The organism is Bradyrhizobium sp., from assembly GCF_027451485.1.
In the GTDB taxonomy this organism is placed as follows: domain Bacteria; phylum Pseudomonadota; class Alphaproteobacteria; order Rhizobiales; family Xanthobacteraceae; genus Bradyrhizobium.
Genome location: NZ_DAIDJE010000014.1, coordinates 1 through 13,133, shown reverse-complemented (window position 1 = coordinate 13,133; position 13,133 = coordinate 1). Strand labels below are relative to the sequence as shown.

At 60.9% G+C, this 13,133-nt stretch carries 12 protein-coding genes and 2 pseudogenes; 6 read left to right on the top strand and 8 right to left on the bottom strand.

Annotated features, from left to right (window positions below):
* The 8 genes from cysC to NEZ08_RS02220 form a co-directional block, all read right to left on the bottom strand.
* On the bottom strand, positions 1 to 1,781 hold a 1,781-nt coding region (gene cysC, locus NEZ08_RS02255), incomplete at its 3' end, for an adenylyl-sulfate kinase (RefSeq protein ID WP_298102817.1).
* Complete coding sequence (cysD, locus tag NEZ08_RS02250; protein ID WP_298102815.1) at positions 1,781 to 2,812, bottom strand: sulfate adenylyltransferase subunit CysD; 1,032 nt, start codon at positions 2,810 to 2,812, stop codon at positions 1,781 to 1,783. The genes cysC and cysD, both read right to left, overlap by 1 nt.
* Positions 2,709 to 2,981, bottom strand: a complete 273-nt coding sequence (locus tag NEZ08_RS02245; protein ID WP_298102821.1) for a hypothetical protein — start codon at positions 2,979 to 2,981, stop codon at positions 2,709 to 2,711. The genes cysD and NEZ08_RS02245 overlap by 104 nt, the downstream gene beginning before the upstream one ends.
* A 112-nt stretch (positions 2,982 to 3,093) precedes the next feature.
* Positions 3,094 to 4,011 (bottom strand): sulfotransferase, encoded by a 918-nt coding sequence (locus tag NEZ08_RS02240; protein ID WP_298102812.1) that lies wholly within the window; start codon positions 4,009 to 4,011, stop codon positions 3,094 to 3,096.
* Between the two features lie 129 nt (positions 4,012 to 4,140).
* Positions 4,141 to 4,869 carry a hypothetical protein gene (locus NEZ08_RS02235; RefSeq protein WP_298102809.1) on the bottom strand — a complete coding sequence of 243 codons (729 nt, stop codon included), beginning with the start codon at positions 4,867 to 4,869 and terminating at the stop codon, positions 4,141 to 4,143.
* Between the two features lie 40 nt (positions 4,870 to 4,909).
* Positions 4,910 to 6,445 (bottom strand): HlyD family type I secretion periplasmic adaptor subunit, encoded by a 1,536-nt coding sequence (locus tag NEZ08_RS02230; protein ID WP_298102807.1) that lies wholly within the window; start codon positions 6,443 to 6,445, stop codon positions 4,910 to 4,912.
* Positions 6,442 to 8,601, bottom strand: a complete 2,160-nt coding sequence (locus NEZ08_RS02225) for a type I secretion system permease/ATPase (RefSeq protein ID WP_298102805.1) — start codon at positions 8,599 to 8,601, stop codon at positions 6,442 to 6,444. The genes NEZ08_RS02230 and NEZ08_RS02225 overlap by 4 nt, the downstream gene beginning before the upstream one ends.
* Positions 8,602 to 8,726: 125 nt before the next feature.
* Positions 8,727 to 9,194: a DUF4440 domain-containing protein gene (locus tag NEZ08_RS02220; RefSeq protein WP_298102802.1), complete on the bottom strand. Its 468-nt coding sequence runs from the start codon at positions 9,192 to 9,194 to the stop codon at positions 8,727 to 8,729.
* A gap of 108 nt (positions 9,195 to 9,302) precedes the next feature.
* On the opposite strand from NEZ08_RS02220, the gene NEZ08_RS02215 reads away from it, so the two are divergent.
* From NEZ08_RS02215 to NEZ08_RS02190, 6 genes and pseudogenes are all read left to right on the top strand, one after another.
* Positions 9,303 to 10,229, top strand: a complete 927-nt coding sequence (locus NEZ08_RS02215) for a hypothetical protein (protein ID WP_298102799.1) — start codon at positions 9,303 to 9,305, stop codon at positions 10,227 to 10,229.
* Between the two features lie 294 nt (positions 10,230 to 10,523).
* Positions 10,524 to 10,673 (top strand): hypothetical protein, encoded by a 150-nt coding sequence (locus NEZ08_RS02210; protein ID WP_298102796.1) that lies wholly within the window; start codon positions 10,524 to 10,526, stop codon positions 10,671 to 10,673.
* Positions 10,674 to 10,895: 222 nt separating this feature from the next.
* Positions 10,896 to 11,285, top strand: a pseudogene (locus NEZ08_RS02205) (TCP-1/cpn60 chaperonin family protein); the annotation flags it as partial.
* Between the two features lie 489 nt (positions 11,286 to 11,774).
* Positions 11,775 to 12,224: an Hsp20 family protein gene (locus tag NEZ08_RS02200; protein ID WP_298102793.1), complete on the top strand. Its 450-nt coding sequence runs from the start codon at positions 11,775 to 11,777 to the stop codon at positions 12,222 to 12,224.
* A 74-nt stretch (positions 12,225 to 12,298) separates the two neighbouring features.
* Positions 12,299 to 12,796, top strand: coding sequence for an Hsp20/alpha crystallin family protein (locus NEZ08_RS02195; RefSeq protein WP_298102790.1), 498 nt, complete (start codon positions 12,299 to 12,301; stop codon positions 12,794 to 12,796).
* A 91-nt stretch (positions 12,797 to 12,887) separates the two neighbouring features.
* Positions 12,888 to 13,133: pseudogene (locus NEZ08_RS02190) on the top strand (hypothetical protein); the annotation flags it as partial.

The following is a 13,133-nucleotide window of genomic DNA, read 5'->3' as shown; positions in this document are numbered from 1 at the left end:
ATCTGGTCGATGCCGGTGAAGTTTTTGATTTCTCCGGCCAAAGCCAGCTTGTAAAGCCCCTTGCGGTCGCGCGCGATGCAGACATCGAGCGGCGTGTCGACGAAGATTTCGACAAATTCGCCGGGCGCGAGCAACTCGCGGACCATGCGGCGCTCCGCCTCAAACGGCGAGATGAAGCACGACAACACAATGAGCCCGGCATCCACCATCAGTTTCGAGACTTCGCCGACGCGGCGGATGTTCTCGACGCGGTCGATATCGGTAAAGCCAAGATCGCGGTTGAGGCCATGGCGCAGGTTGTCGCCGTCGAGCGTGACTGTGTGGGCGCGCCGCGCGGCGAGCTTGACCTCGACAAGGTTGGCGACGGTCGATTTGCCTGCGCCGGACAAGCCGGTGAACCAAAGCACCGCCGGCTTTTGATCTTTAAGTCCGGCGCGGACCTGCTTGGTCACGCTCATGCTCTGGACATGGACATTCGAGGCGCGGCGCAGCGGAAAGGCGATCGTTCCGATCGCAACCGTGGCATTGGTGGCACGATCAATCATCAGAAAGGCGCCAAGATCGCGGAAATGCTCGAATGAATCGATGCAGATCGCCCGTGACGCGGCAATGTTGCAAAAACCGATCTCATTGATCCGCAAGGTTTTTGCCGCCAATTCCCGACGGTTCGAAATATCGACGCGGTGCTTGATTTCGGTGACGCTGGCGGGGACCGTGCGGCCGTTCACCTTGATGAGATAGGAACGCCCGGGCAGCAGCTTTTCCGCCCCGATCCAGAACAGATGAGCGGCGAATTGGTCGACAACCGCCGGACGGTCGGAGACATGGCAGAGCACGTCGCCGCGCGCGGCGTCGATCTCTTCGGCGAAGACAAGAGTCACCGCGTCATCGGCTTCGGCGCGCGCGACGTCGCCGTCCATGGTGACGATGCGAGACACATGTGCGGAGAGGCCGCTGTCAGCGACCACGATTTCGTCGCCAACCTTCACCCGCCCGGACATGACCGTGCCGCTGAAACCGCGGAAGTCGAGGTTCGGCCGATTAACCCATTGGATCGGAAAACGCAGCGGCGCCGTGGCCGAGTGGTCGGCAACCTCGATGGTTTCGAGGTAATCGAGCAGGCACGGTCCATGCCACCAGGGCATGCACGTGGAGCGCACGGCAACATTGACGCCGAACCGCGCCGATACCGGAATGGAGGCAAGGGTGCGAAAGCCTCTGCCTTCGACGTGGCTGACGAAGTCGGCGACGATGGTGTTGAATACGGCCTCGCTATAGTCGACCAGATCCATCTTGTTGATCGCAAGCACGATGTGGCGGATGCCAAGCATCGCACTGATCGACGTATGGCGCAGGGTTTGCTCGAGAACGCCCTTGCGGGCGTCGACCAGCAGGATAGCCAGATCGCAATTGGCCGCTCCCGTCGCCATATTTCGAGTATATTGCTCATGACCCGGCGTGTCGGCGATGATGAAGGAGCGCCGGTTGGTCGAGAAATAACGATAGGCGACATCGATGGTGACGCCTTGCTGCTGTTCGGCCTCCAGGCCGTCGATCAACAGGGCGAAATCGAGATCGCCGCCTGTCGTGCCGAACTTGCGCGAGTCGCGTGCGAGTGCGGCGATCTGATCATCGGGGATCGCGCCACAGTCATGCAGAATGCGGCCAATCAACGTGGATTTTCCGTCGTCGACGGAGCCGCAAGAGAGCAGCCTGAGAGTCGGCAGCTGCGCCGAATTCGCGGCCGGGAGCGCCGGGAAAGATTGCAAGAAATGTTTCATCAGAAATAGCCCTCCAGCTTTTTTCTTTCCATCGAGCTGGTTTCATCGACGTCGATCAGCCGCCCCTGGCGCTCGGAAAGGCGCGACAGACGCAATTCCTCCAGAATGTCCTCAGGATTCTGCGCGTTGGATTCGATCGCTCCGGTCAGCGGATAACACCCGAGCGTCCGGAACCGCGACATGGTCATGACCGGAAGCTCGCCCGGGTAGAGCGGCAGCCGGTCGTCGTCCACCATGATCAAGACGCCGTCGCGCTCCACCAAGGGTCGCCTCTTAGCGAAGTAGAGGTCCACGACCGGAATGTTTTCGGCGGCGATGTAGGTCCAGACGTCGATTTCCGTCCAATTGGACAATGGGAAGACGCGCATGGATTCGCCCGGCCCGATACGGGTGTTGAACAGGCGGCGCAGTTCCGGGCGCTGGTTGCGCGGATCCCAGGCCTGTGCGGCGTTGCGATGCGAGAAGAACCGTTCCTTCGCGCGGCTCTTCTCCTCGTCGCGCCGCGCGCCGCCGATAGCCGCGTCGAACTTTCCCTTGTCGAGCGCCTGTCGAAGCGCTTCCGTCTTCATGACCTGGGTATGCACGGCCGAACCGCTGGCGATGGGCGAAATCCCGCGCGCGACGCCGTCCTGATTGACGTGGACGATGAGTTCGAGGCCGAGCCGACGTGCGGTCTCGTCTCGGAAAGCGATCATTTCCCTGAATTTCCACTTCGTATCCACGTGGAGCAAGGGAAAAGGCGGCTTCGACGGATGGAAGGCCTTCAAGGCCAGGTGCAACATCACGCTCGAATCCTTGCCGATGGAATAGAGCATGACGGGATTTTGAAAATCAGCGGCAGTTTCTCTTAAGATATAGATCGCCTCTGCTTCAAGTTGACGCAAATGTGGTGAAATGATCATACAGGCCGCCGCAATGCGTTGCGTTTTAGCAGAGCTTCTGTCTGAAAGCGGGCGAGATCGTTTCGTTGGTCCCGTCTGATTGATTAGTCGGGCGCGGCAATTGTCCTCCCTGAGCAAGGCTGGCCTCATGCATGATCGCCCGCTCGACGGAGTCGATGAAATTCTGCAGGCCGACGAATTCGGCGGCGATTTCCCTCCTGGAATCGGGATCGAGAACGCCGCTCGCGACGAGCTGACGCCGTTCATCGACAAGGTCGTCGCGCAGCCGCTGCAGCGATCCGATATGTTCCTTCCCCATTGCCAATTCTCCTTGTGTATTCGACGCGTGGGACATTGGACGTCGGTGCGATTGGGCTATTGATCTTGCGATATTCTCATCCGAAAGCCGCACACAGTTTTCGCGAAATGCACTAGAGATCGGCGCTCGCGGGAACAGGCGGGTCGCTGCGATCCGGCGCGAAGTTTCCACCTGCTTGCTGCGCCAACCTGCGCGCGCGCTGTTCCGAGGGCAGCACAACCGCAACGTTACGCGTATTGGCCCGAGGTCGTCGCCAGAAGGTGCGACCAGCAAACCTCTGATAAAGATCGGGAGGCAAGATCGTCTGACGTTCAGAGAATTCGACCTTCCCGTTCACTGTGTGCAAGCCGGGAACGCCGAGCTGTGCATCGACCGCGCCGCCATCCGTGTAGCTGACGTTTGCGAAATCATGATCGAAGGCGGGGAGTCCGAGGGCGTCGTAGATGCATTTTATCGTCCGCGCCGTTTCGCGCGTCAGCGCCTCGTAATCGATCACCAGCAGCCGATCAGCGTGCTCGCCCCAAAATGCCTCCTGGACGGCGTTCCAGGCGAAGCCCACGGTCCCCGATCCGGAAGCCAGTGCGCTCACGCGCGTGTAGACCGTGGCCGCGTCGCGCGGCCGGAACATTTTCGAGACCAGCAGCGGCTCCTTTCGCAGAATCCGTTCGAAGGAATCCATGATCCAGGCGAGGTCGCGCACGCAAACGATCACGCGCGCCTCGGGAAACAGCTTGGCGATCGCCGCCATTTTGCTGCACCAGAGCCGATTGGTATCGACCACGACCTTCGTGGATCGGATATCTTTGTAGTAGCTGTCGAAAAGCCCGCGCAGCACGTTTTCGCGCTGCACTGGGCTCAGCATGGCCGCCAGTTCGCCCTGAGGGCCCATGCCTTGCATAAGACCGCGAAACAGGCCTGCGAGCGGGCTCGACATGCCTGCGTGAATGAGCGGGTTCTGGCGCAGGATCGCCGCCAGCAAGGTCGAGCCCGATCGAGGCAGACCGGAAATAAAGTGGAGCCCATTTTCCATCAGAAAAACTCCCGATCCTCCGACGTCGGTCACGGTCGCGTCCGAAGAGATCGCGTCAATCAGCCAATCTCCCGTTTGCGCCCAGGCGCGCGCGGAGGGAGCGCCTGGGCCATCGCGGCGAAGCCTGCTTCACATGTGGTGGCCGATCCCGGCGCCGGACATCGGATTACCGCCGCCGGTCACGCCGGTGTCTGAGCCCGATCCGAAGCTGTTGGTGGGCATGGAGACCGCCGGTGCGGAATAACCGCCGACCCCGCTCATCCCGCCGTAACCTGCGCCGGAGTGCCCGTAGCCGCCGACGCTTCCGCCAAGTCCGGAATACCCGCCCTGGTTCGCGCCCATGCCGCTGCCGTAACTGCCCGGTGAGGAGACACCGCTCGTTCCGGCGTGATTCATTTGGCCTGAGCTGGAAGTCGAGGACGGCGGATCGCTGTATCCGCTATAGCCGGCATAGCCGCCACCCGTGTAAGCCACAGCCGAGTAGTAGCCGCCGCCATAGCCGCCGCCAGTATAAGCCACAGGCGAGTAGTAGCCGCCACCATAGTAGCCGCCGCCGTAGTAGCCGCCGCCGGTGTAAGCCACAGGCGAGTAGTAGCCACCGCCGTAATAGCCGCCACCGTAGTAGCCACCGCCGTAGTAGCCGCCACCGTAGTAGCCGCCACCGGGCGGGCAGTACTCACCGAAGGGAGTGATAACGCAATAGACCGGCGCGTAGTAGCCGCCGCCAACGTAGCCGCCACCATAGTAGCCGCCACCATAGTAACCGCCGCCAACGTAGCCGCCGCCGTAGTAGCCGCCGCCAACGTAGCCGCCGCCGTAATAGCCACCGCCATAGTAGCCGCCGTAGTAACTAGACATATGAACCTCCTTTAGTTGGTTAGGGGTAGTCTGGATTTCCTCAGCGTTCGTGCCCCGCCGTGGACAGCACGTCGATCAGCGGCGAGAGGATGTAGCTGATCACGCGTCGCCGTTCCGTCTTGATTTCCGCCGTCAGAGTCATTCCGGAAACAAGAGGGATCTGTTTGCCGTCGACAGTCATCCAGGTCTGCGCCGGGCTGATGATGACCGGGTACACCAAGTCCTGGGTCGACTGCGCCGCGGTCGTGATCGACATGGCGCCGTCGGACGACGGCGGTTGCGATCCGTTCATCTGTTGTTGCTGACCCTGCTTGCCGGGAATCGCGTCGTTGGCGAGCTGGACGACCGTGCCGTCAATCGAGCCGTAGCGCGAGTATGGAAACGCATCGATCTTGATGTTCACGGGCTGACCCGCCTTCACAAAGCCGATGTCTTCGTTGAGAACGTATGCCTCGATCTGCAGGCGATCCCGATCGGGCACCACGTCCATCAATTGCTGTCCGGTCGTGACCACCTGACCGATCGTCGTGACCGCGGACGCCTGCACGGTTCCGTCGATCGGTGCGCGCAGGGTCATTTCGCCGAGCTGCGCCGTCGCCTTCACCAGCTTCTGCTCGAGCTGGTCGATGTTGCGCTCGTCGGAGGCAAGCTGCGAGGTTTGCGTGGCCAGGAAAGTCTGCAGTGTCTGCACGATCTGCGCATCCATCACGAGGATGTCCTGCTCAGCGGTGGCCAGTTCACCTTCCAGCGAGATCTCCGACTCCTTGGCCTGCAATACCGGGTTGAGCCGCTGCAGGTAAGTGAACTCGCTCGCCCAGCCTTCGGTCTTCATCTTATCGGTCATCCCCAATTGCGAAGAGAGAGAGTCGATCAGGCTCTTGGTCGCACCGATATTGGCCTTGTATTTGTCGCGTTCGGCGATTTTTTCCTTCCGCTGCGCGCCGAGTTGGTCAAGATTGGCTGCGAGCTTGGCGAGATCGGTTTCGAGCACCGCCTGCTCGCGCCGGCGCACATCCTCGGGAATATCCGCAGGCCATGTGACCGTCGGGCGCGTATTGATCTTCTGGGCCCGGGCCACGGCGATCTCCACCCGCAACCTCGCGATTTCGGCGCGCGTGTTGGCGAGGGCGGCGGCGGCGGCGGTCCGGGAGGCCTGAGCTTCGGTCGGGTCGAGTTCGATCAGCACTTCGCCCGCGCGCACCTTTTGGCCGTCGTTGGCCTTGATGGTCAGCACTTTTCCCGATTGCAGAGGCTGGATCACTTTCGTCCGGCCCGGGGCTTCGATCTTGCCCGATGCCACGGCGTAGACATCGAGGTGTCCGAAGTACGACCAGAGCAGCGCCGTAACCAGCAGCGCGCACAGCGCGTACAGGAACGCGACACGGATCGGGGACGTCGGCTCCTCGACGATGGCGAGCGCCGCCGGCAGGAATTCGCGATCCTCAGCGGTCCGCTCAGGGAGACGGAGCGTCTGCTGCACGAGGAGAAGCGGTCGCACAGGCCGTCGCTGTGCGCCGTCGCCTGCCGGTTTCTTCTCGGGCGGCGCCGCGGCCGCTGCCTTTTGCGATCGGGTCATGTGTTCGCCTGCTCGTTCTGTATGGCCCAAAGCCGCGCATAGATGCCATTGCGGCTCGTCAGCAGCCCATCATGCGTACCCACCTCGGTGATCGCGCCGTCGCTCATACCGACGATGCGGTCGCAATCCCTGACCGCGGCGAGGCGGTGCGCGATGATGATGACGGTGCGCGCGCGGGCGATCTGGCGCATGTTGGCGCGGATGATTCTCTCGCTCTCGTAATCGAGCGAGCTGGTCGCCTCATCCAGGATGAGTACGCGGGGGTTGGTGGCAAGCGCACGGGCAATAGCTATGCGCTGGCGCTGTCCTCCCGATAGATTGGCGCCGCGTTCCTGGATGAGCGTGTCGTAACCTTGTGGCAGCTTTCTGATGAAATCGTCGGCGCCCGTGAGGCGCGCGACGGTCATGACCTCGGTGCGGCTCATGTCCGGGCGGGCCAACGCGATATTTTCGTGCACCGTCTGGTTGAAGAGGAAATTCTCCTGCAGCACGACGCCGAGCTGTCGGCGCAGCCAGGACGGATCGAGTTGGGTGATATCGACGCCGTCGAGCAGGATTTCTCCCGACGTCGGCTCGTAGAGCCGCTGCACGAGCTTGCCGAGGGTGGATTTGCCGGAGCCGCTCGGCCCGACGATGCCGACCATCTCGCCCGCCTCGACGGAGAGCGAGAAATCGCTCACCACATCCGGCAGATCGGGCCGGTAACGAAAAGTCACGTTGCGGAAATCGAGCTCGCCGCGCACCGGCGCCGGATCGGCCAGTGCCGTCGCGGTCCGCTCGACCGGCGCGTTCAGGATATCGCCCAGATGCTCGACCGAGACCTGAACCTCCTGAAAATCCTGCCAGAGCTGTGCAGTGCGCAGGATCGGCTGCGTGACCTGGTTCGAGATCAGGACGAAGGCGATCAACTCGCCGATCGTGAGCGTGCCCGCGATCACCGCCTGCACGCCGAAAAACAGGATGAGCGCCGTCGTCAGACGGCTGAGGAACTCGGTCGCGGTCTGCGCGCGTGCGCCGAGAATGACCGTCGCAAACCCATCCTTGACGTAGGCGGACAGCCGCTCCTCCCATTTGCGCTGGAACATCGGCTCGACCGCCGCGGCCTTCAATGTCTGGATGCCGACGACGCTTTCGACCAGCAATTCCTGGCTGGAGGCCCAGCGGCGAAACTTGTCCTTCACCTTTTTCCGGAACGCGGGGCGCAGCAGAGCCGCAATCAGAATGTGCAGCGGCCAGATCAGCAGCAGCACGCATGTCAGCTCGACTGAATAGAGGAACAGAACGGCGACGTAGACGAACACGAAGCACAGGTCGATCACCGAGGGGATGCCGCGCCCTGTGAGAAACTGCCGGACGTTTTCGATCTCCCGCGCCCGAGTGACGATGACCCCCGCGGCGCGGCTCTCGAAATATGCGATCGGCAGCCGCAGCAAATGCGCAAACAGCTTGGCCCCGAGCTCGACGTCTATACGGTTTGAGGTATGGTTGAGAACGTAGATGCGCAGATATTTCAGCACGGCCTCAAACGCCGCGAGAAGCACGAGCGCGCTGATGACGACGACAAGCGTGGAGAAACTTTTGTGGACCAGCACCTTGTCGACGACGAGCTGGAAGGAGAGTGGCGTCGCCAAGCCAAGCAGCTGGATGAACAGCGACGCCACGAAAACATGGATAAGCGGCCGATTGTAGCGCTTAATGGACGGAATGAACCACGCGAGATTGAACCTGAGCTGCTCGGCCGACAGCCGAAAGTCCTTGCCGATGAGGACGACGTCGCCATCGAGTTGTTCCAGGATTTCAGCCAGTGGCAGCTGCTGTTCTCGTCCTGATCGCGGATAGACGACGCGGAAGCGTCCCGGCGTTGTCTCAATGCCGAAAATCGCCCACTGTTCGTCGTGTAACTTGATCAAGGCCGGCGGCGGCATCCCCCGCAAGCGCTTTGCGGACGGGTTATGCACGATGCGCGCTTTCAACCCGATCAACTTGGCGGCGCGCGCAAGATCTTCGGCGCCGACCGGTTGGTTCCCGAGCGATAGTTCGTGCGCGAGGTGGCCGGGAGTCGTCTGCACGCCGTGAAAAGCTGCGATCTGCGTCAAAGCCAGCAGGCCGCCGTTCAAATTAGAAACCGTGCGTAGCTCGGGCCGAGAGTTGGACATCAACTGAACCGCGTTTACGACCAGCTGACAGCCCAACGCTGGCACGTGTGCCTCAACCTAGCGGCCTGATGCGAGTTGCTCGCAATTCAGGTTAAATTTTTTTGAATCTTTTATAAGCTCGCTTATTAGTTGGAATATAGCTGAGGAACCTGACGTCTCCCGACCTGACCACTTTCACCACGACGCCTCAGCGGCCCCTTGCCTTGACCGAGGCTGACGCGGTTCCAGATAAGACTTCCGATGAGCCAGGTTTCCTCTGCTCTCTGCCAGAGAGCCAAGTACTTGTTCAATGTGATCTGGGGCAGTTGGCCGCCGATGCTCATCCTCATCCTGCCGATCTCGCGCACGGCGTCTCCGCCAAGCGCTCTGATTTCGAGGGGCTCCAGCGCGATTTCATTGACCTGCTCGCCGATGTCGGCCCAGAATTTCGAGATGGCGTCGTGACCCCTGATGATGCGCGCACGGGGCGGCATCAAAGCGGCGTCAGCGGCGAACAGCGCGGCGAGCGCGGCAAAGTCGTGCCGCAGGAAAGCGGAAGGCAACGCTGCGCGCGCCGCCTCGAGCCCTGGGATATCGCCGATTTCACTGGGCATGCCAACCTCCTATGGGCCGCATTTGGTCGATTCGCGATGTGCGGTTGAGCCGATAACCGAAATGGGTGGGAGCCGTTCCTTATTGTTCCTTCAGGCGTACCCGCGCCTGTGCGGGATCGCGTCACGCCTGCCCGGATTGCATTTGCGGCCAACGGCGCCCATGTCGGATCTATGTCGTTCCGGCAGATTTTATCGATCGGCTTGGCGGCGCTTCCTCTTGCGGTCGCGTCGCCATCGCGCGCGGCTGGAACGACGGAGCGGATCGTGGCGCCGATTTCACAGCTTCGGCTTTCCGACGGCACCAAACGCTATTCGGTCCCTGTGCGGGTTGGCGGTCGTATGGTTGAGGCGATGCTGGATACCGGCTCGTTCGGCCTGCGGGTAATGGTCAACGTCATCCCGTCGAGCCATTATCAGCCGATGCCGTTGGTGAGGCGCTTCCATTTCGCCAGCGGAGTTGTGCTCGAGGGGATGCTGGCGAAAGCCGATGTCGCAGTCGGCGCCGCCACTACGGAGTCGCCCGTGGTCATCCAGATCGTGCAGTCGGTCCATTGCGCTGTGCTCAAGCCTCATTGTCCGGCTGCGCAGCTGGACGCAGCTGACTATCGGCTTGGCGGCGACGGCCTCCCGCGCCAGGGGTTCACGGCCATCCTCGGGCTGTCGATGCGCTCGCCTTCTGCGCCGTCCCCCGCGCTCAACCCGCTCAGCTTCATCGGCGACCGGCGATGGATCATCGTACTGCCGCGACCCAGTGACTCCGCACCGGGCGAGCTGATTATCAATCCCAATCAGCTGGACATGAAGGGGTTTCAAATGTTCCCGGTTTCGATACAGGCTTCTGTCAGGGACCGGCAGTCGCTGCACGAGGGCGAAATGCCCGGCTGCCTCGGCGCGGGTACGCTTGATCAAGACGAGTGCCCCCGTGTCCCGATGGACACCGGGACACCAAACGCGCTTCAGCCGTTCTTCTCATACCGTGTACTCTACGACCAGAAAAACGGCCTCATCGGGTTTAAGCAGCGGAAGCAAGACTGAAGCGCTCGGTACAAGCAGCGCTTACCTTCTCGATCCTTCGACTATGCGTTTAATTATGGCAATTCATCCGGCGTCCGCTCGCCGCCTTGACGAACTCGCGGTTGATGCACGTCCTATCCACGCCTCGGATGAATGCCCGCCAGATTCAGGCGCAGAATGATTCACACGTTCGAATTCTCCCTCCCGTAGGATGGACTGGCGCAGGACCGCTCTTTCGTCCCAGGGCACCCAATCTAGGAACCAAATATCCCCGCGGCCACTTAGACCGCATCTACATTCTGCGGGAGGGTTGCCATGCGTATCCGGATTTATCGCGACGAAGCTTACAGCCGGCATCTAGACCTGATCGGTACGAAGTGGTCCCTCGATCTGGTATCGACGCTGGCTGGAACGCTATTGCTCGCCGGCTTCGGAGCCGCACTCTGGGCCCAGTTGGTCCATTGAAGCGCTTCAGTGACGTCGCCCGCATAGACCTGTCAGTAGGCGTTCAGCAGGGGCGCACGTGCGATCGTGGTTCTGCTGAGCGTCGGCGAGCCAATGATCGTCTTCATCGCGCTCTGCTTTGTGAGCGACAGGGACATGCTCGCATGGGGCTTTGGGTACGGGAAAAAGCGCTAGATGTCTGAAGCGCCCACCGGTTCGACGCCGTTAAGTGTCTACTCAGATATCCTCGCCGGCGGTGGTGTTGCGCTGCTCCGCGGGCTCAAAGCCCTTGATGGCATCAAAGCTGTCAATGCGGACCAGAAGGCCGGTGTCGACATCGTACGTAGAGCGATCCAGGTGCCGGCACGGCAGATTGTCCAGAACGCCGGCGAGGACGGCTCGCTCATCGTCGGCAAGCTGCTCGAGAACAGCACCTACAATTGGGGCTTCAATGCCGCAACCGGCGAATACCAGGATCTGGTGAAAGCCGGCGTGATCGACCCCGCGAAAGTCGTGCGCACGGCTTTGCAGGATGCCGCCTCCGTGGCATCTCTTCTGATTACTACGGAAGCGCTGGTGGCCGAGAAACCCAAGAAGGCGGAGGCGCCGTCCGCGCCGTCGATGGACTTCTGATGAAAGAGACGCCCGGCCGGCTTGCGGCCGGGCGTTCACTGTCGGAGAAGATCACCTGGGAGAAGCAAGACATCAAGACGGGCACAGTTCCAAGCTCAGTTGCGCGAAAGCGGAGCTGCTCTGAGTTGGCTCATGCTGGCCCCAAGCTTCGCCACGATCGCGAGGGGCGTTGATTTTGCATTGCCAAATCTGCTTCACGGCCCGAACCCGTCAGCGGAAGACCAGCGCGGCCTCGAGCGGCTGGCCGCTGAAGCCAAGCCAGACGGCCTGACCTCGCTTCAATTCAAAATTAACCGATGCAGGGATTTGAAAAATTTTTGCACGACCCTCTTGAACTTTGCGTTCGTTTTTGTATTTGGATTTTTGCCGCTTGAGGCGGTGTTGGGCGCCAGATTTGGGCCCAACGGTTTAGGCCGGGCGCCGGACAACTGTCTTGCACTGGTGTCTTGCGTCCCTTCGTATCCAGCTTGCTCTTAGGAGGATTTGGCTATGAGGAATTACGATTTTGCCCCGCTGTGGCGGTCGACGATCGGATTCGATCGGCTTTTCAATCTCCTCGACGAAACCCAACAGAGGGTCGAGGATAACTACCCACCCTACAACATCGAGCGGCTCGGCGAAGACCGCTATCAAATCTCTCTGGCGCTCGCTGGTTTCAGCCCGGATGAGATTGCGGTGACTGCAGAGCATAACGTGCTGACCGTGGAAGGTCGCAAGAGCGACAAGGACCGGCACGAATACCTTTATCAGGGCATCTCGGCTCGGCCGTTCAAGCGGCAGTTCAATCTTGCCGATTATGTTCAGGTGAAGAGCGCGAGTTTCGACAACGGCCTCCTCCGGGTCGGGCTTGTCCGCGAAATCCCCGAGGCCATGAAGCCGAGGCGCATCGAGATCAATGGTGGCGCGCCCGTCGAGCAAATCACCAAGAAGGCGGCATAGCCGTCTGACGCTCGGTGATGAAACGCGCGGACAAGGTCCGCGCGTTGATCAGCTTCGTGTCAAGGAGGATTGTCATGGGTATTCGTGATCTGGTTCCCTGGACGAGAGGCCAACAACTCGCGACCCGACAAGAGCCGCTCGATCCGTTTCTTGCGCTTCACCGCGAGGTGAACCGGCTGTTCGACGACGTCTTTCGCGGCTTCGGTCCGCTGGGGCGCGCAGGAAGTCCGCTGATGGAAGGCCAGTTCAGCTGGCCTCGGCTCGAGCTCAGCGAAACCGACAAGGCCGTAACGGTCTCCGCCGAGCTTCCAGGTCTTGGTGAGAAAGACGTGCAGGTTGAGATCGCCAATGGCGTTCTCTCAATCCGAGGCGAGAAGAAGGCCGAACGGAACGACGATTACAGATTCTTCAGCGAACGCTGCTACGGATCGTTTGAACGACAGATTCCGCTGGAGGGCGTTCAGGAAGACAAGGCTCAGGCGGAGTTCAAGAACGGCGTTCTGACCGTCACGCTTCCTAAATCGGAGCAGTCGAGCCGCAACGTGAAACGCATTCCGGTCAACGCCAATTAAACTTGGGACGACGGTGTCTAACACCGCCGTCCTACTCTCCCGTCTCATATCAAATCGTCTCTCGGCGAAAGGAGAAACAAGGAGACACGACATGACCCAGGCAGAACGTATCACCAACAACGTCGAGCCGTTTTTCCGTCCGGCTTCTCACTACGACACGCCCGACGATGTCGTGAACGATGTCAAGCTTTCGACGGACGAGAAGCGCGTGATCCTCTCGTCCTGGGCATCGGATATGTACGTGGTCGAATCGCAGCCAACCCTTCGTGAGATTCCAGGTCTCTCGCACAGACTCCGTCTCGACGAGATCCTTGCCGCGTTGAAGCGACTGGATGAC

Excerpts from the sequence above, each read along its gene's own strand:
- NEZ08_RS02225 (WP_298102805.1), bottom strand. The coding sequence starts at position 8,601 with ATGTCCAACTCTCGGCCCGAGCTACGCACGGTTTCTAATTTGAACGGC.
- NEZ08_RS02240 (WP_298102812.1), bottom strand. The coding sequence starts at position 4,011 with ATGGAAAATGGGCTCCACTTTATTTCCGGTCTGCCTCGATCGGGCTCG.
- NEZ08_RS02200 (WP_298102793.1), top strand. The coding sequence starts at position 11,775 with ATGAGGAATTACGATTTTGCCCCGCTGTGGCGGTCGACGATCGGATTC.
- cysD (WP_298102815.1), bottom strand. The coding sequence starts at position 2,812 with ATGAGGCCAGCCTTGCTCAGGGAGGACAATTGCCGCGCCCGACTAATC.
- NEZ08_RS02245 (WP_298102821.1), bottom strand. The coding sequence starts at position 2,981 with ATGGGGAAGGAACATATCGGATCGCTGCAGCGGCTGCGCGACGACCTT.
- NEZ08_RS02230 (WP_298102807.1), bottom strand. The coding sequence starts at position 6,445 with ATGACCCGATCGCAAAAGGCAGCGGCCGCGGCGCCGCCCGAGAAGAAA.
- NEZ08_RS02235 (WP_298102809.1), bottom strand. The coding sequence starts at position 4,869 with ATGTCTAGTTACTACGGCGGCTACTATGGCGGTGGCTATTACGGCGGC.
- NEZ08_RS02220 (WP_298102802.1), bottom strand. The coding sequence starts at position 9,194 with ATGCCCAGTGAAATCGGCGATATCCCAGGGCTCGAGGCGGCGCGCGCA.
- NEZ08_RS02195 (WP_298102790.1), top strand. The coding sequence starts at position 12,299 with ATGGGTATTCGTGATCTGGTTCCCTGGACGAGAGGCCAACAACTCGCG.
- NEZ08_RS02210 (WP_298102796.1), top strand. The coding sequence starts at position 10,524 with ATGCGTATCCGGATTTATCGCGACGAAGCTTACAGCCGGCATCTAGAC.